At 55.5% G+C, this 17088-nt stretch carries 14 protein-coding genes and 1 rRNA gene; 7 read left to right on the plus strand and 8 right to left on the minus strand.

The annotated features are described in order from the left end of the window. Positions 1 to 35: 35 nt before the first annotated feature. From QC816_RS16070 to QC816_RS16105, 8 genes are all read right to left on the minus strand, one after another. Positions 36 to 1073, minus strand: coding sequence for an asparaginase (locus QC816_RS16070; RefSeq protein ID WP_309783348.1), 1038 nt, complete (start codon positions 1071 to 1073; stop codon positions 36 to 38). After that, entirely contained in the window at positions 1073 to 2293 is a 1221-nt protein-coding gene (locus QC816_RS16075; protein WP_309783350.1) for an MFS transporter, read from the minus strand. Before QC816_RS16075 ends, QC816_RS16070 begins: the two co-directional genes overlap by 1 nt. A 9-nt stretch (positions 2294 to 2302) precedes the next feature. After that, a complete protein-coding gene (locus tag QC816_RS16080) occupies positions 2303 to 2806 on the minus strand; it encodes a hypothetical protein (RefSeq protein ID WP_199285266.1) in 504 nt (167 codons plus the stop codon). Between the two features lie 75 nt (positions 2807 to 2881). Continuing rightward, on the minus strand, positions 2882 to 4135 hold the full coding sequence (locus QC816_RS16085) for a DEAD/DEAH box helicase (protein ID WP_085919388.1): 1254 nt from the start codon (positions 4133 to 4135) through the stop codon (positions 2882 to 2884). A gap of 230 nt (positions 4136 to 4365) precedes the next feature. Next, positions 4366 to 4848 carry a hypothetical protein gene (locus QC816_RS16090; RefSeq protein WP_309783352.1) on the minus strand — a complete coding sequence of 161 codons (483 nt, stop codon included), beginning with the start codon at positions 4846 to 4848 and terminating at the stop codon, positions 4366 to 4368. Positions 4849 to 4864: 16 nt separating this feature from the next. Continuing rightward, complete coding sequence (locus tag QC816_RS16095) at positions 4865 to 5455, minus strand: PqiC family protein (RefSeq protein ID WP_085919373.1); 591 nt, start codon at positions 5453 to 5455, stop codon at positions 4865 to 4867. A gap of 9 nt (positions 5456 to 5464) precedes the next feature. Beyond that, a complete protein-coding gene (gene pqiB / locus QC816_RS16100; protein WP_085919374.1) occupies positions 5465 to 7150 on the minus strand; it encodes an intermembrane transport protein PqiB in 1686 nt (561 codons plus the stop codon). Then, complete coding sequence (locus QC816_RS16105; RefSeq protein WP_268902138.1) at positions 7143 to 8507, minus strand: paraquat-inducible protein A; 1365 nt, start codon at positions 8505 to 8507, stop codon at positions 7143 to 7145. The genes pqiB and QC816_RS16105 overlap by 8 nt, the downstream gene beginning before the upstream one ends. A gap of 220 nt (positions 8508 to 8727) precedes the next feature. On the opposite strand from QC816_RS16105, the gene QC816_RS16110 reads away from it, so the two are divergent. The 7 genes from QC816_RS16110 to QC816_RS16140 all read left to right on the plus strand — a co-directional run. Beyond that, positions 8728 to 9702: a calcium/sodium antiporter gene (locus tag QC816_RS16110; protein ID WP_085919376.1), complete on the plus strand. Its 975-nt coding sequence runs from the start codon at positions 8728 to 8730 to the stop codon at positions 9700 to 9702. A 235-nt stretch (positions 9703 to 9937) separates the two neighbouring features. Further along, positions 9938 to 11347 (plus strand): cytochrome ubiquinol oxidase subunit I, encoded by a 1410-nt coding sequence (locus QC816_RS16115; protein WP_085919377.1) that lies wholly within the window; start codon positions 9938 to 9940, stop codon positions 11345 to 11347. Further along, positions 11344 to 12345, plus strand: a complete 1002-nt coding sequence (gene cydB / locus QC816_RS16120; protein ID WP_085919378.1) for a cytochrome d ubiquinol oxidase subunit II — start codon at positions 11344 to 11346, stop codon at positions 12343 to 12345. Before QC816_RS16115 ends, cydB begins: the two co-directional genes overlap by 4 nt. A 4-nt stretch (positions 12346 to 12349) precedes the next feature. Next, on the plus strand, positions 12350 to 14026 hold the full coding sequence (gene cydD, locus QC816_RS16125; RefSeq protein WP_085919379.1) for a thiol reductant ABC exporter subunit CydD: 1677 nt from the start codon (positions 12350 to 12352) through the stop codon (positions 14024 to 14026). Between the two features lie 35 nt (positions 14027 to 14061). Then, positions 14062 to 15726, plus strand: a complete 1665-nt coding sequence (gene cydC / locus QC816_RS16130) for a thiol reductant ABC exporter subunit CydC (protein ID WP_309783362.1) — start codon at positions 14062 to 14064, stop codon at positions 15724 to 15726. 13 nt (positions 15727 to 15739) lie between these two features. Continuing rightward, a complete protein-coding gene (locus QC816_RS16135) occupies positions 15740 to 16729 on the plus strand; it encodes an adenosine deaminase (RefSeq protein ID WP_085919381.1) in 990 nt (329 codons plus the stop codon). A gap of 280 nt (positions 16730 to 17009) precedes the next feature. Then, a 16S ribosomal RNA gene (locus QC816_RS16140) occupies positions 17010 to 17088 on the plus strand; the annotation flags it as partial.

A 17088-nucleotide genomic window follows, 5' to 3' on the forward strand; every position in this document is an offset into this window, starting at 1 on the left:
CAGTGATTGCCAGGCGCATATTTAACGCTCTCTGGTTAACGTTCGCCAACCAGAGAGCTCAGGAAGCGATGACGCCGATCCTCTTCCGGTATCGGCTGGGCTAGCAAATGCACAAGCTTGCCAAAAACGGCTTCAGGCGTCATGTCGTCGCCGGATAACACGCCAGCGTCGAGAAGCCCTTTGCCGGCAGCGTACGCTCCCAGCTGCACACTGCCTTGAGGGCACTGACTGATGGCGACGAGCATTTTGCCTTCGCCGGTAGCCTTGGCAAGGGTGGCTAGAAGCGATGGGTCATCGGGCAGATTGCCTGCACCCCAGAGCTGAAGGATGCCTCCTTTAACGCGCGGATCGCCCAACCAGGACGCGAGCTGCCAGGCTGTGATGCCCGGCCAGAGTACTAATCGAACAATGGCACCATTGCTTACAGAGGTGTAATCGGGCAGCTCGAACCGCGGGGCGCCACGTTGCTGATCAGCCAAACCACGGCCGGGGTAATGGACAACATGGTCTCCTATACGCTCGCCGAGTAGCGGATAGTTTGGGCTGGTAAACGCATCCACGGCTTCACTGTGTTGCTTGGTGGCGCGAACTCCGCGAAGTAACTGTCCGTGGAAGTAAATCGCCACTTCTTTCACGTGAGGTTGTTCAGCACAGCGTAGCGCCCAATATAAGTTTTGTAGGGCATCGCTGCCGGGCGCTTCAAGCGGTTGCATGGAGCCGGTGAGAATGACCGGTCGGTCGATCCCTTGCAATTGATAGGCGAGACTGGCTGCTGTCCAACTTAGTGTATCGGTGCCGTGAATGACCACAAACCCCTGATAATCTCTCTGACGCTCGGCGATATCATGGGCAAGCTGTGACCAGTTTTTAGGCGTGGCGGAGCTCGAGTCGATCAACTGCGGATAACTTAACACCTCAAAACTTGGCAAGGCCTGCTGCTGAAGAAGGGGCAGTTGGCGAAACGCTGTTGCCAGCCGTGCTTCAATATTGCCCGACGGGGTTAACCCTTGGTCGCCTGAGCACATGCCGAGAGTGCCGCCAGTATAAATAATCAGCAGGCGAGGGTGGGCCATCAGGGTGTCTCCTTATGTAAGCGACCTTTGTGTACGACAAGCTGCCCGGAGCTATCGTCGAGGCAGCGTTGGCGCCCGGCAAGCATCGCAAAGCCGCTGCACACTAGTAGCAGAGCAATCAGCAACCAGGCGATTTGGGCAACGCTGGCACCGTGTTGCAGCAATAAGCCCACCCCGAATGGGCCAAGTGCGGCGATGGTATAGCCGCCGCCTTGTACCAGCCCGGACAGCTGGCCGGAGAGTTGGGCATTTGCCGTGCGCAATACCAGCAGGCTGAGTGCCAGGCTGAAGCTTCCTCCCTGGCCCAAACCGAGAAGCACGGCGCCGGGCCATTGCCACGATAATGGGGCAATCAGCAACATCGATAGTCCGGAGGCGGTGCACAGCAAGACGCTGAGCAATGCCGGGCGCTGATCACGTCCCAGGCGTGCAAGCCAAGGGGCACTGAGTGCTGAGGCAAGCTGGCAAAGAATGGAAATGGCCATGGTCCACCCGGCGGAGGCTTCATCATATCCTCGATATACTAACAGTGTAGGCAGCCATCCAAAGACGATGTAGGCCATCGATGACTGAATGCCCATGAAGAGCATGACGAACCAGGTGAGCGGTTGACCGAGAAGCTTGAGTGCACCGGCTTGCGGGAGTGAGGCAAGTGAGGAGGTGGTTGGCGTTCTGGGCATGTAAATGACCCATAAAACCAGCGCTGCCAGGGCAAGTAGCGCCCAGCTCATCAAACTGGCTTGCCAACTGCCAAGATAGTGGGTTAGAGGCACGCTTAACCCTGCGCCGAGTGCACCGCCCAGGCACAGCGCCATGGTATAGAGGCCGGTGAGGAGATCAGCACTTTGGGGCAACTGGCGTTTGACCAATGCGGGAAGCAGGGTGCCCGCCAGCCCTATGGCCGCACCGGCAAGCGCTGATCCCAGAAAAAGAACACCGGGGAAGGGCAAACCACGTATTATCAGGCCCGTCATAAGGAGGCCCAGGGCAGTACTCAACGCGCGCTCGCTTCCGATACGCTGGGCAAGCATCGGGGCGAGCGGTGCGGCAAGCCCCAGAAAAAGTACAGGCAGCGTGGTCAGTACGCCCGCCGAGGCCGCCGATAGTCCAGCGACCTCCTGTAGCCGGTTGAGTAATGGCGCGACCGATGACATCGCAGGGCGAAGGTTAAGCCCTACGATGACCATGAGTGCAATAAATACGGAGTGGCGTGCCCTCATAAATACGTCTTATTTCAGATAGGGGCGTAAGTCTCCGCGGACGGCATCCAGTAGCGTGATGAAGTGGTAATCCTCGGGCGTATCCAGGCAATCGACTCTTACACTGGTACGCATGCCTTTATCTACCTGCACCTGTTCGAAAATTTCCAGGGTCAACTTGCGGGCTGGTTTATCGCCGGGTGCCAGGGTGCCATCTTCAAGCGTAAAGGTTTCGACAAGCGTGACTCTTACCCGCGTGCTGTTGCCTTCGCTGAGCACCCGGCGAACGAACAGCCAGCCTTCGCAGGGCAGTGCATGTTGATCATTCCGCTTGCGTAAAAACAGGGTGCGGTAGCAGGCGCCTTCCTTTGAGGCTTTTTCCGCCATGCTGCGATACGCTTCGACGACTTGTGTCGACGACGCTCTGGCATCTTCCAGGCGTTGCACAACGCCTAAATGCTCTCGGCTTAATTGGTCTTGCCGCTGAAATGTTTGCCACTGACGGTATTGTTCAATGAGTTGGGACGACGCCATGATCACTCCGTGAAAACAGGTGCTTGATGAATAGCCTGATAGTAACGCTACCATCACATGTTCAGATAAGCCTGACTAGCGGCGAGCACGCCGCTTGGGCGCTGCATCGCGGTCACTATGTTGGCTGGGTTTGCGTTGACTGCGCGCATTGCGCGGTTGCCGACGGCCATTTTCGATAGGCTGTGGGGTGGCATTCGGGTCCGGTTCATAGCCGGGCTCGATGTGTTTGGTCAGGGTCTGTTTTATCAGCCGTTCAATACCGCGTAACAGCGCATGCTCATCGACGCAGACCAGTGAAATCGCCTCGCCATCACTGCCAGCCCGGCCAGTGCGCCCGATACGGTGCACATAATCTTCCGCCACATTGGGTAGTTCAAAGTTGACTACATGGGGAAGCTCGTTGATATCCAGACCGCGTGCGGCAATATCAGTGGCAACCAATACCTGCAGGTCACCGCTTTTGAACGCCCCGAGCGCACGTGTTCGAGCCCCCTGGCTCTTGTTGCCATGAATGGCCATGGCCGGGATATCCTGCTTGGATAACTGTTCTGCCAGGCGGTTGGCGCCGTGCTTGGTGCGCGTGAAAACCAGCACTTGATACCATTGGTGTTGCTTGATGAGGTGCGCCAGCAGCTCGCGTTTTTTCTCACGATCCACCTGGTATACCGACTGGGCGATTTTGTCTGCCGTGGTATTGCGCGGGGCGACATCGATAAACGCAGGGTCGTTCAAAAACTGTTGCGCCAGGGTTTGAATTTCGTTCGAAAAAGTGGCGGAAAACAGTAGATTCTGACGCTTGCTCGGGACCAGTTTCAAAAGGCGTTTAATGTCGTGGATAAACCCCATGTCGAGCATGCGGTCGGCTTCATCCAGAACGACAATTTCAACGCTGGAAAGGTCAACATGTCCCTGCTGTTGCAAGTCGAGCAAACGCCCCGGCGTCGCCACCAGGATATCCAGGCCGCGTTTCAATGCGTCGACCTGGGGCTGCTGGCCGACACCGCCAAAAATAATATGCGAACGCAGAGAGAGATGTTGTCCGTACGTGGTAACACTCTCACCTACCTGGGCGGCCAGTTCGCGGGTTGGGGTTAACACCAGCGCACGCACCTGGCGTTTGGTGGCGGGTTTGCCTGCCGATAAACGCTGCAGCATGGGGAGTGTAAAACCGGCGGTTTTACCCGTTCCCGTTTGAGCACTGGCGAGCAAATCGCGGCCTTGTAACACGACGGGAATCGCTTGACGTTGAATGGGGGTCGGCTCGCGATATCCCTGGTCGGTGACAGCGCGCAGCAGGTCGGCGTCGAGGCCGAGATCAGAAAAGTTCATGCGTTCTCCCAGCGGCTGTTTACGCATGCGCATGGCATCGTTGAACAACGCACTGTTGAATGATTGGAAATGAATAACCGTAATGAATTGAAGATAACAAGGGCCGGTCACTTATGAATTGACGATTGGCGTCTTTTAGCGACATACCAGGAAGCGCATTCATGGCCGGTGACAAGATTCACTCATAACGAACGATCAATTAAGTGATCACTATATCATGTCAGAAACATTCAGTCTGGTATCTTGGCTTGATACGCATTGTGCAGCGATGTGACACGAGCAAGTGATGCAGGTGGCAGGTCAAGCGTTTCAAGAGTATGAAAAGGGAGGGCGAATAGCTGTTCGGGAGTGAATATGCCACGCGCAAACAGCTGGTTGGTCGTCGCAGGGCCAATACCGTCCAACGCCATCAAGCGGTTACCAAATAACGCAGCCCGCTCCGCGAGCTTGAGTGATGTGTCGGCGTCGGTGGGTAGCTGACGATAATACGCATCAGCTGAGGCGGCAATAAATTGTTCTGTTCGAGCCAGAGCGGCCAGGGTAGCACCAGAGGGGGTGGCAGCGGTCAGTGTTTGCCGTACGCTTGTATAAAGTGTCATGGCGCTAATCAGCAATGCCTCGCTGGCATGCTCGTGGAGGAGCTTTTCGGCTGTATGATTGAGTCTGTGAACGGCCTCGAGGGCACTTTCTGCGTACTGGGCTGTGTCCGTCATTGCCGTGTAACTCCGTTTAATCACTGGGTCGTACATCCAACGTTGCCTGGGCAATCTGCTCGCTGACTTTGTCCCAGCTTTTACCCAAGGCACGTACAAGAGCGGGGTAGCCGTCTTCTTCGAGCGGGGTGTCGGCATCGAAGGTTTCCATTGCCAGCACATCGCCCTGCTGATTGAGCAGTTGCCACTGACCACTGGCGATGGCGCGACCATCCTGGCGCCCCTGGAACTGGTCTACTTCCAATCGTAGCGTGATTGCCTGGTCGTCGCTAGCGGCGTCGCGCACTACCCGCCATGTGGGCAGCGCCTTTGAGAGACGGGCTCGCATTCCGTGTTCCAGTTGACGGCCAATGGCTTCTGCCCACTGATGGGTGTTTGCTTCCCGCAGGGTAATATCATCGGTTTGCATGACAATACCCTCGACATCCAGATAGTGCGGGAGACGAGGCGATGTCACCTGAAGCGTGCCGTCGGGGGAGGCTGGCGGGCTCGCTAGTTGCCCGCCCGGCAATATGTAGCGGGTGGAAGGCGTTGATTGGCTGGCGCAGGCACTCAGCAGCAACGGCACCAATAACATCACCACCAGTTTTCCGAATGAATGTCGCATTGTGTATCCTTACTCGCGTGGTGCGCGAGGTATCGGGTCTTCGGTTTCGACACTCTCGAACAGCAGTGCGCGTGGGTTCTCGCTTAGTGTACGAGTCAGCGGCTGGACATCGCGAATGACGCGGTCGAGCCGTTCGACCGTTGACATCAACTCCTGGTAGGCGGCCGATTCCGGAGACAAGCCTTCCAGCGTGTTCTGCAGCTCTTCGAGCGTACGGTTTACGTTAGTGCCGATAGACTGGGTGTCAGGGTCGTTAAGTAGCTGATTCAAGGATGCGCTAACGCCGCGAACTTCCTCAAGTACAGATTCAGATGCTTGTAGATTTTGATCAAGCCCCGTTAATAACGGCTCGATTTCCAAGCCATTCAGCTTTTCCAGTAAGTCGGTCACCTGCGCCTGAATTTGCGCAAAGCCACCTGAGGTCGTGGGGAATACTGTGTGCCCTGAGAAAGATTCCGGCACATAGTGAGCGGCCAGTTCCTCGCGGAAGTTCAAATCGACAAACATTGCCCCTGTCAGCAGGTTTCCACTTTTGAGGGAGGCGCGTAAGCCTAGGGTGAACATTCGCTTGAAGCGAGCATCCCACTCATCAAGATCCACGTCGGCATTCTCGATGCCGAGTCGCTGGGGCTCGATGCGAATCAGCAACGGGATGGCAAACTGTTCCCGTGAATCCGGCTGAGGAGCTGTGAAATTCCAGGGTACGGCGGCAACGGTGCCAAGCCGAACGCCCCGAAACTCCACAGGTGCCCCCTTGGAAAGTCCGCGAACAGTATCGTCGACAAGGAGTACGTATTCCAGATAACGGTTAAAGGTACCCTGGCGAGCACTATCTTCATCGGTGTAAAGCTCGAAGCGGGTATTGTTGTCTACGGGCTGTCCCATCGGCAGGTCTTCAGGGACGCCAAAGGTGACGCCCCCGCCCAGCAATGTTTCGATGGAGTCAACGTTGACACGAACGCCGTCGGCATCGAGTCGAAAATCAATGCCGCTGGCACTCCAGAAGCGCGTACTTTCTGTAACGAGCTGATCATACGGCTCTTCAATAAATACCTGATGATGCATGGTACGTGACTCGGCATCAAAGCGGGTTTCCTCAATACGGCCGACAGTGAAGCCCTGATAGGATACCGGGTCGCCCACGCGCAATGAATTACCCAGTTGGCTGATGAGGCTGACTTGCAACCCGGCGACGCCAGCAGGGGCGACAGGCGGCGTTTCCATGACTTCAAACTCGCGTTGGGGCTCAGTTGAAGAGCCTGGCTGAAGTTGAATGTAGGCCCCCGACAGGACAGTACTCAACCCACTGATGCCTTCACGGCCGATACGCGGTTTCACGACCCAGAACCGGCTATCTTCGCGCAGCATGGCTTCTGCTTCAGGTTGGATGCGGGCGCGTAAAACGGCTCGGGAAAGATCGTCGGATAGCTGAACGCTTTGTACGCGGCCGATTTCAACGTTGCGACTGCGTATCAGCGTATTGCCGGCTTCGATCCCCTCCGCGTTTGGCATCGTCAAGGTGATCATGGTGCCCCGGGAGGAATAGTTGTCGTATACCAGCCATAAGCCAATGACCAGAGCGACAATCGGTACAATCCAGATGGGTGAAAGCCGTGTCTGGGGGCTGGGTTTGGCACGATGCATTGCCGCCTCGCCCTGTGGTTCGTTGGAGGGCATGTCGTTTTCGTTAGCCATTCATCACTTCCTTACGGGCGTCGCCTTGTCCTGTATATTTCGTTATGGGGGTATCCCATAGCAAACGTGGGTCAAAGGTCATGGCGGCCAGCATGGTCAGCACGACCACGGCTCCAAAGGCGAGCGCTGCCGGCCCTGGATTGATCGTCATTAACGAATCAGCGCGGATTAGCGCTACGAGAATGGCGACGACAAACACATCGACCATCGACCATCGACCGATAAACTCAGTGATCCGGTAAAGCGTTGTGCGCGTTTGCGCATTGAAAGCATCGCTACGGTTAGCCACGCTGCATAGCCAGGCCAGTGCGAACAGTTTGCCGACGGGAACAATAATGCTGGCCACAAAAATGACGCCTGCTATTGGCCAGGAGCCGCCCTGAATCAACTCGACAATGCCGCCCACGATCGTCGAAGGCGAGCTATTGCCCAGACTGGTCGTGGTCATGATGGGAAATACATTGGCAGGAATGTACATGATCGCAGCAGCCGCGAGTAATGCCCAAGTGCGCTGGACGCTATGCGGAAAGCGAGGGTGCAGCCGCTCATGACAGCGCACGCAATAATGCTTGCCGTTTGGCGCCAGCCGATTGATGAGCCCGCAGGTGGGGCAACTGGTAAGCTGCTGGGACGCGGCTGATGCCCCTGTTAGTGTGCCCTCCGGGGCGAGTGGCTCGCCTTCCAGAGCAAACCACATCCAGTCCGCATCAATCGATTGCACCGTCATCAGTAGAAGAAATGCAAAGACGCAAAACGCCCAAAACGACAGGCCCAGTTCAATATCAGCAAGTCCTGCAACCTTGATCAAGCTAACCAGGGCGCCCACGATAAACACGTCGGCCATCATCCAGGGCGTTAAATGGCTCAATGAACGAGCCGTCGAACGACTAAAGGGCAACGGGGCGTTGCGTAACAAGCCGTATTGCAGCCACAGGGTACCTATCAAATACACAGCAGGTAATACCACGATGGTCATGATAACGCCGATAGCCACCAGGGGTTGATGAAAGGCAATCAGGGTGGTTGCCGTTTCGGCAAGTTCGATACGGTTGCTCACCCCGCTGTAGCTGAAACTGACAAACGGGTAGGAGACGGCCAGTAAAAGCGCAATAAGCGAGGCCATCGCGAGCGCCATGCTGCGCTGGGCGGGGTACCGGTTACGCTTGACCAGGACATGCGAGCAACGTGGGCAGCAGGCTTTTTCACCGGATTTAAGGGGGGGTAACGCTGCTATCCAGTCACATTCGTGACAGGCGCGCAGGCGCCGCCTCTGGGTGCGGGTCTCCGGCGGTTGTTGGTCAACAAGCGGTGCATTGACCTTCAAATTGGGGTGTTTAGGTAGCCAGTTCTGGGACAAATGGTGATCTCGCTAGCGTGAGTAGGCAAAGCAATACGCTCTCGTTTATAAGTCTGTCAAATGTTGGGTAAAATTCATCGAATCGTGAATAGGTTGTCGTTGACCTTGAGCGATGAATGAATAATGATCGCCACGCTCATTTGCCGCTTATACGGTCATGTCTGGCCATTCAAGGCTCAGATCATCGACACCCCATGAAAACGCCATCCAAAGGAACCTTATGTTACTTGCTCTTATCGCCGTTGTCGTTGGCTTGATACTGCTTATCTGGAGCGCTGAAAAATTTATTGATGGCGCCGCGGCGACGTCCCGGTGGCTGGGGCTTTCCCCCCTGTTGATTGGCATGCTGGTCATCGGTTTTGGTACATCGGCTCCCGAGATGATGGTATCGGTACTGGCAGCAATGCAAGGTAATCCGGGGTTGGCGGTGGGTAATGCCTACGGTTCCAACATCGCCAATATTGGTCTGGTGCTGGGGTTTGTTGCTTTACTGGCCCCATTGGCCGTGCACTCGAGCGTCATTCGCAAAGAGATACCGTTGTTACTGGTAGTGATGCTGGTAACCGGGCTGATGCTATTGGATGGTTGGGTAGCCCGCTGGGAGGCGGTCTGTTTATTGCTGGCATTGGTGGTATTTATCGTTATCAGCGTTGTGCGTTCTAAAGGCCAGCAGGACGATGCACTTGTCTCGGAAGTGGCGGAAACGCTGGATAGCAAGCCCATGTCGCGCGGTAAAGCCATTATGTGGACCCTGGTTGGTCTGGTGCTGTTGATTGCCAGTTCACGTCTTTTGGTCTGGGGGGCTGTCGAGATCGCTGTCGCGTTTGGCGTCAGTGACCTGATCATTGGCTTGACCGTTGTGGCGATTGGTACCTCATTACCTGAGCTGGCCTCATCGATTACCGCACTGCGACGTAATGAACACGATATGGTGCTCGGCAATGTCGTGGGGTCGAACCTGTTCAACAGCCTCGCCGTGGTGGGGTTGGCAGGCGTCATTACACCGATTGAAACCGGCCAGGAGGTGCTTCAGCGTGACTGGATTGTCATGCTGGTGATGACGGTGCTGATGATGTTGTTCGCGTTCTCCTGGAAAGGGCGCCCACGGCGTATCAACCGTTTTGAGGGCGGTGGTTTATTGGCGCTTTTTATCGCCTATACAGGCTATCTGGTGAGTGTGGTGGTGTTGGCCTGAGTCGCTTGTCGCAACAGTCGCTATTGGTTGCGACTTAAAAATTGACCTGCGTCAACGCGACACGGTGAAAACCCAAAACGCATGCCGCATCCATACCTTCTAAGCTGTAAACTCAAGGGGTTGTTGATCAAATAAGCTTAGTGACTATAAAAAGAAGAGCGTGATCCAAAGGGGCTCACCTAAGCTTGTTTTAAACCTTTGAAACGAAGGTTCTATGGGGCCTTAGGAGGGAGTTATGGAACTTGATCCGCTATTGCTATCGAGACTCCAGTTCGCATTTGTTGTGTGTTTTCACGCTATCTTCCCTGTCTTCACGATTGGGCTGGCGTCCTACATTGCCGTGCTGCACGGGATATTCTATAAAACGGAAAACGATGCCTGGGATCGCCTGGCACAATTCTGGACCAAGATGTTTGCCGTTGTGTTTGGCATGGGGGTGGTGACAGGCATTGTGATGTCGTTTCAGTTCGGTACGAACTGGAGCAACTTTTCTTTTGCCACGTCAAATTTCCTTGGGCCTGTACTCAGTTACGAAGTGGTCACCGCTTTCTTCCTTGAGGCGGCGTTTCTGGGTGTATTGCTCTTCGGGCGTGGAAAAGTGCCAGAAGGGGTGCACCTTTTTGCCGCGATCATGGTGGCGGTCGGAACCTTTATTTCCTCGTTCTGGATCCTCTCTGCCAATAGCTGGATGCAAACACCTGCGGGCTATGAAATGGTGGATGGTCGCTTCCATATCACTTCCTGGATGGCGGCAATTTTCAACCCCTCCTTCTGGTATCGCTTTGTGCATATGGGCATGGCGTCGTTCCTGACCGGTGGTTTTGTGGTCGCAGGTGTCAGCGCCTGGTTCCTCCTGCGTCACCGTGATGTTGAAGCCAATAAAAAAGCCCTTTCAATGTGCCTGTGGCTGTTGCTTTTCCTGGCGCCAGCGCAGGCTGTTGTCGGTGATTTCCACGGCCTCAACACGTTAGAACATCAGCCAACCAAAGTGGCGGCAATGGAAGGTAATTGGGAAACCCAGTCCAACGTGCCACTTTTGCTGTTCGCCTTGCCCGATCAGGAAGCTCAGGAAAACCGCTTTGAAATCGGTGTTCCCAGCCTGGCCAGCCTCATTCTGACCCATAGTGCGGACGGCGTAGTCCCGGGTATCAACGAAATGGCGCCTGATGAACAGCCCCCTGTGGCGCTTGTCTTCTGGTCGTTTCGTGTGATGGTGGGGATTGGACTTTTGATGATAGCCGTCGCGACGGTTGGCTTGTTTTTACGCCGTGGAGGACGTTTCTTCCAGTCGCCGCTCTATCTTAAAACACTGGTAGGTATGATTATTTCCCCTTTCCTGGCAGTGCTGGCCGGCTGGGTGGTCACCGAGTCGGGGCGCGCGCCATGGCTGGTCTACGGTGTCATGACCCATGCTGAAGGGTTAACCCCTTCGCTGACAGGCGGTATGGCGCTGTTTACGCTGCTGGGCTACGTCGCTGTGTATGCCGTCGTGTTTTGGGTAGGTATTTACTATCTTACTCGTGTCGTGCGTAACGGCATGCTGGCGGATTCCATGGAAGTAACCGGCGAAGTCGAGCGAGCCAAACGTCCTTTCTCTGCGGCTCACACGCCTTTCGATAGTGATTATGAGGGAGCAGTCAAATGATCAGCCTTGACCTTGCAATAATCTGGGCCGGCATTATTGGCTTCGGCGTTATCATGTACGTCATTATGGACGGCTTCGATCTGGGACTGGGGATACTTTACCCCTTTGCACCGGATGAAGAGTCGCGTGATGTGATGATGAACTCAGTCGCGCCGGTGTGGGACGGCAACGAAACCTGGCTAGTATTAGGAGGGGCGGGGCTTTTAGGCGCTTTCCCGCTGGTTTACTCGGTGTTCCTGCCGGCACTTTATATTGGCGTGTTTTTGATGCTGGCGGGGTTGATCTTCCGGGGTATCTCATTTGAGTTTCGCTTCAAGTCGAAGAAAAATCGCCATTGGTGGAACCGCGCATTTTGTGGAGGATCCGCTGTCGCTGCTTTTGCTCAAGGTGCTGTCGTAGGCGCTTATATACAGGGCTTTGCGGTAGAGGATTTTGTATATGTGGGCGGTGCGCTCGATTGGCTGACACCGTTTAGCGTACTGACCGGCCTGGGCTTGATGGCAGGCTATGCGTTGCTGGGCTCGACCTGGCTGATTCTGAAGTCGGAAGGTTATGTTCAGCAATGGGCCTACCGGATAACCCCGAAGCTGTTGCTGGCGGTGCTGGTGGTGTTTGGTATTGTCAGTCTATGGACACCGTTGGTGAGCCCTGAGGTGCGCGACCGCTGGCTCAGCCAGATTCATTTGATCTGGGTGTTCCCCATCCTTGCGATGGTCTGTGCTTATGTGCTTTTCCGTGCCGTGAAGCGTCAGCAAGAAGGCTTGCCATTTGTCGCCTCGCTAGGCTTGTTTATCTTCACCTATCTGGGGTTGATTGCCAGCAAGTGGCCAGTCATTGTGCCACCCAACTACACGATCTGGGATGCATCTTCAGCCCCTGAATCACAGCTCTTCCTGTTGATCGGTGTTCTGTTTGTCATCCCCATCGTGCTGGCCTACACCGCCTGGACCTACTGGGTCTTCCGCGGCAAGGTGCGTGTCGGAGAGGGCTACCATTAAGTCCATGGCATCAGTTCACCGCCATAAGGAGCTTACGCCGCGCCACTGGTTAACCTTGCTTGCTGCATCAGAACGCAAGCGGCTAGCGGGCGCGGCGTTTTTTGGTGCCTTGGCAGGCTGCCACACCGTATTGATCGTGACCGGCCTGGCCTGGTTGATCGATCAACTGGTGGTTCAAAACCGGTCGCCAAGTGATTTGACGCCTGTTTTCGCGCTCCTGGCCGTCGCCGTATTATTGCGCGCGATGTGCCAGTGGGCCTCAGAGAGATTGAGTCTGGATGCCAGCCTTCGCATCAGGCGCAAGGCCCGTGCTCAGTTGCTTGATAAAATCACTGCCTTGGGCCCTGCTTGGCTGACATCACAGCAAAGTGGTGCTATTGCCGCTCAGGCGGTAGAGCATATCGACGCCTTGGACGGCTATTTTGCGCGCTATCATCCGCAACTGCGGATCACCGTGTGGGTACCGCTCGTCATTCTTGCCGTGGTGATGTGGCTGGATTATCTGGCCGCTGTGTTCCTGTTGCTGGCGGCGCCGCTGATTCCGCTGTTTATGGCCCTGGTGGGGATGGGGGCTGAGCGCATGAACCGTGATCAGTTCGCCGCCGTCGCCCGACTGTCAGCGCATTTCATAGATCGAGTGCGCGGTATCACAACGCTCCAGCTTTTTGGTCACACAGCAGCGGCACAACAGGCGGTCTGGGTGGCCTCAGACCAGTATCGACGCCTGAGCATGCGGACGTTGAAGCTGGCATTTTTATCCTCGGCGGTGCTTGAGTTCTTTTCGTCGGTGGCCATCGCGGTAGTCGCCATGTATGTCGGCTTTGGTCTGCTGGGTTATATCGAGTATGGCCCCGCTCCTTCATTGACGCTGTTCTCCGGCCTGGCGGTGTTGCTGCTGGCGCCGGAGTTCTTCCAGCCTTTGCGCACGTTATCCATGCATTATCATGATCGAGCGGCTGCATTGGGGGCGGCAGAGAGCATCGTCAATACCCTCAACGAGCCGCCAGTGATGAGCGATGCCTCTCCCTCAATTACCAGAGCCGACAATGTACTGGTGGAGCTTGAGAGGGTTCAGGTCAGCTATCCGGGGCGTGGTGTGGTGATGGGCCCCTTGGATCTCGCCCTAACGCAGGGTGATGTGATCGCTGTCAGCGGAGAGTCGGGCAGTGGCAAGTCGACATTGCTCGCGTTATTGGCAGGGTTCATTGGGCCCAGTCATGGCGAGTGTCGACATGCAGCGACGGACCAAGTCGCGTGGCTGGATCAGCAGCCCTGCCTGTTGCAGGGGAGTCTGGCCGACAATCTGCGCCTTTCGAACCCCTTGGCATCAGAAGATGCAATGCAAGCAGCGTTAAGGCGTGCCGGGTTGATTGATGTGGTCAATGGCCTTCCAGAGGGGCTGGATACCTTGCTTGGCGAGCGCGGTGTCGGTTTGTCGGGTGGCCAGGCTCAGCGTCTGGCGCTGGCGCGCGTTTACCTGAGTGGCGCACCACTGGTCCTGCTTGATGAACCGACAGCAAAGCTCGACGAGGCAACAGAGCAGGCCGTGGTGGCGGCGTTGATCGACTGGATAAAAGAAGGGCGCACGCTGGTCGTTGCTACCCATCATCCTGCGGTCATCAAAGCGGCGAATCGTCACTTCAAAATGACTCAAGGACAGATCGAGGAGATGCCCGTTTGAGGGATATCTATCGCCAATTCTTACCGTGGTTGAGATTGCTTACCCGCCGTCGGCGAGCTTTCATGTTGGGGGCCTTGCTGGCAGGGCTAACGCTTTTAGCCGGTGTTGCACTACTGGGGCTGTCTGGCTGGTTTATCACCGCCAGTGCGCTAACCGGTATTGCGCTGGCGTTGGGGATTCCCGCCATACTGGATGTCTACGTGCCGGGTGGAGGTATCCGTTTCTTTGCGCTATTGCGGACAGTCTCGCGGTACGCCGAGCGAGTCTATAATCATAATAGCGTATTGGCATTGTTGGCGGATTTGCGCTTTCGTGTATTTGGCCAATTAACCCGCCTTGATGATTCAACCCTCGGCCGTCAGCGGGCGAGTGATTGGCTGACCCGCCTGACTTCCGATATCGACACCCTGGATAATTTCTATCTCCGAGCCTTGATGCCACCTATTGTTGCGCTGCTGGGTAGCGCCATCATGGTGTTGTTTATCGCGCTGTGGCTGCCTTATGCGGCCTTGTTGGTGGCGGGCGTTCTCGGGGGGCTCTGGCTGGTCACGACAGTGGGCTTTTCCGTCTGGGGGTGGCGACAAAGCCACTACCATGTTGGTGATCAGGAGGTCTTGCGTCACTTGGTGATTGATCAGGTTCAGGCCAGCGCAGAGCTGACCAGCTATCGTAGTGATCGCTGGCACCGCGGCTTTGTCGATACTCATGAGCAGCAGGTCCTGAACAATCAGCGGCAAGTAGGTAATAAGCAGGCGCTTGGTAATTCGATTGTTGCCGCGGTGACGAGTTTGCTGGCATTAGGAGTGCTTTGGCTGGCGGGGGAGGTGTTGGCGCAAGGCCAGGTTGACGGTCCTATTGTTGTGATGGCCGTGCTGATGGCGCTGGGTATCAATGAAGCGTTCAGTGTTCTACCCAATGCGTTTGTTAGATTGGGGGCGAGTTATGCCGCTGTTGAGCGATTGAACAAACTTGAGCCGCGCGATTCGTCGCGCAGTTTTTCACCTTCAACCGCTGTGTCGTTAGACGATGGTGTGGTTTTTGAAGGCGTATCGTTGCGTTATCCCAGTTCGCTTTCCCTGGCCTTGAGCGACGTTGACCTTCGCCTTCCTGCAGGCAAACGCGCTGTGGTGACAGGCATGTCGGGGGCTGGAAAATCGACATTGGCGTCACTCATTCTGGGTCGCCTGGTGCCCACTCGCGGCGTCGTCAACGTCCTGGGGGTAGCGCCCCAAGCGTTGGCTGATACACAGCGCGCGGCGCATTTGGCAATGCTGACCCAGCAAGTGGATCTATTTGATGCTTCGCTGGCTGAGAATTTGCTCATTGCGGATCCATCTGCAAGTGATGAGCGGCTTTGGCAAGTGCTTTCTGACGTGGCGTTGGCCGATTGGGCTGAACGTTTACCCAGAGCACTCGACACAGCGGTGGGCGAAAAGGGCCAGCAACTTTCTGGGGGGCAAGCCAGGCGAGTTGCATTGGCACGGTTGATGTTGCGAGACCCGCAGATTGTGATCCTTGATGAGCCTTTTGCAAGCGTTGATGCGGTGACTGCCCAGCACTTGGCGGCTTCGCTTGATCGTTGGCTTGGCAACAGAACAGTCATCTATTTTATCCATCAAGTCGACCAGCCTGATTTGTTGCCGCATATCGATTACCACTGGCACCTGGATGCAGGTAAGCTTGGCCTTGAAGCTAATTAGACAGGAGCCCTGTATGCACGATTTTTTGCGCCAGCTTCCCAAGGTAGAGCTGCATCTTCATATCGAAGGTTCGCTTGAGCCCGAGTTGATGTTCGCGCTGGCCCAGCGTAATAACATTGACTTGCCGTATGCTTCCGCTCAGGAAGCAAAAGATGCGTATGACTTTAATGATTTGCAGGCGTTTTTGGACCTTTATTTTCAGGGCATGGGCGTGCTTCGTCACGAGGAAGACTTTTACGACCTGGCGATGGACTACTTTCATCGCGCTCGTCGAGAGGGAGTTGTACATGTCGATATGCATTTCGACCCCCAGGCGCACCTTCAAAGAGGTGTTCCGCTGGAAGTGGTCATGGGTGGGCTGCTCAAAGCCAAGCAGGAAGCCGAGGAATCCATGGATTTTTCGGTTGGCATGATCATGGCGTTTTTACGTGATCGCCCGGCAGAAGAAGCCTTGCACGTCCTCGAGCAAGCTGCACCCTACTGGAAGTTTATCGATGCAATCGGTTTGGACAGTGCCGAACGCGATCATCCGCCATCTGAGTTCAAGACACTTTTTGCGCGGGCCAAAGAGATTGGTCTGGTTTGCGTAGCGCACGCAGGCGAAGAGGGGCCGGCGGACTATATCATCCAGGCTCTCGATCTTCTGGAGGTGGAGCGTATCGATCATGGCGTGCGCTGTCTGGAAAATCCGGATTTGGTGGAGCGTCTTCGTCGTGAGCAGGTCGTCCTGACGGTTTGCCCGTTATCCAATGTCTGTCTAAAAGTCGTCGATGACTTGCGTGAGCACCCTTTGCCCACTCTGCTGCATGAGGGCCTGAATGTGACCATCAGCTCTGATGATCCTGCTTACTTTGGCGGCGGAATGCTCGCCAATCATGTGGCTTGTGCGGACGCTTTCGGCTGGTCTGAAGATGTGTTTGTGAAATTGACCCGAAACGCAATTGATGCCGCGTTCGTATCCGCCGATCGGCGTGCCGACTTATTGGCCCGCTTGGCTGCCTGAACGACCATTGGCAAGAAATGTGTCGGTGCTGGTTGACCTCGCGTAAAAAAAACGTATCATACGCACCACATCGAACGGCGACGCCCTTCGATAGCTCTTTAATAATGTGATCAGGTAATTCATGTGGGCGCTTGCCGATGAGGGTGATAAATCACCAATTATCAAGGCAAGCGACTCGTTCAAGGTCTTCGGACCTTGAGAGAACGTTTGAAAACCTTGAGCCAAGTTTGGTTCGCTTTTGCTGTCCTTCGGGACGGTGAGTAAGAACCACAATGATTGTAAACTGAAGAGTTTGATCATGGCTCAGATTGAACGCTGGCGGCAGGCCTAACACATGCAAGTCGAGCGGTAACAGGTCC

The sequence above is a fragment of the Vreelandella janggokensis genome (assembly GCF_031451615.1).
In the GTDB taxonomy this organism is placed as follows: Bacteria; Pseudomonadota; Gammaproteobacteria; order Pseudomonadales; family Halomonadaceae; genus Vreelandella; species Vreelandella janggokensis.

Coding starts and splice junctions, on each gene's coding strand:
- QC816_RS16070 (WP_309783348.1), bottom strand. CDS start 1,073: ATGGCCCACCCTCGCCTGCTGATTATTTATACTGGCGGCACTCTCGGC.
- QC816_RS16075 (WP_309783350.1), bottom strand. CDS start 2,293: ATGAGGGCACGCCACTCCGTATTTATTGCACTCATGGTCATCGTAGGG.
- QC816_RS16080 (WP_199285266.1), bottom strand. CDS start 2,806: ATGGCGTCGTCCCAACTCATTGAACAATACCGTCAGTGGCAAACATTT.
- QC816_RS16085 (WP_085919388.1), bottom strand. CDS start 4,135: ATGAACTTTTCTGATCTCGGCCTCGACGCCGACCTGCTGCGCGCTGTC.
- QC816_RS16090 (WP_309783352.1), bottom strand. CDS start 4,848: ATGACGGACACAGCCCAGTACGCAGAAAGTGCCCTCGAGGCCGTTCAC.
- QC816_RS16095 (WP_085919373.1), bottom strand. CDS start 5,455: ATGCGACATTCATTCGGAAAACTGGTGGTGATGTTATTGGTGCCGTTG.
- pqiB (WP_085919374.1), bottom strand. CDS start 7,150: ATGGCTAACGAAAACGACATGCCCTCCAACGAACCACAGGGCGAGGCG.
- QC816_RS16110 (WP_085919376.1), top strand. CDS start 8,728: ATGTTACTTGCTCTTATCGCCGTTGTCGTTGGCTTGATACTGCTTATC.
- QC816_RS16115 (WP_085919377.1), top strand. CDS start 9,938: ATGGAACTTGATCCGCTATTGCTATCGAGACTCCAGTTCGCATTTGTT.
- cydB (WP_085919378.1), top strand. CDS start 11,344: ATGATCAGCCTTGACCTTGCAATAATCTGGGCCGGCATTATTGGCTTC.
- cydD (WP_085919379.1), top strand. CDS start 12,350: ATGGCATCAGTTCACCGCCATAAGGAGCTTACGCCGCGCCACTGGTTA.
- QC816_RS16135 (WP_085919381.1), top strand. CDS start 15,740: ATGCACGATTTTTTGCGCCAGCTTCCCAAGGTAGAGCTGCATCTTCAT.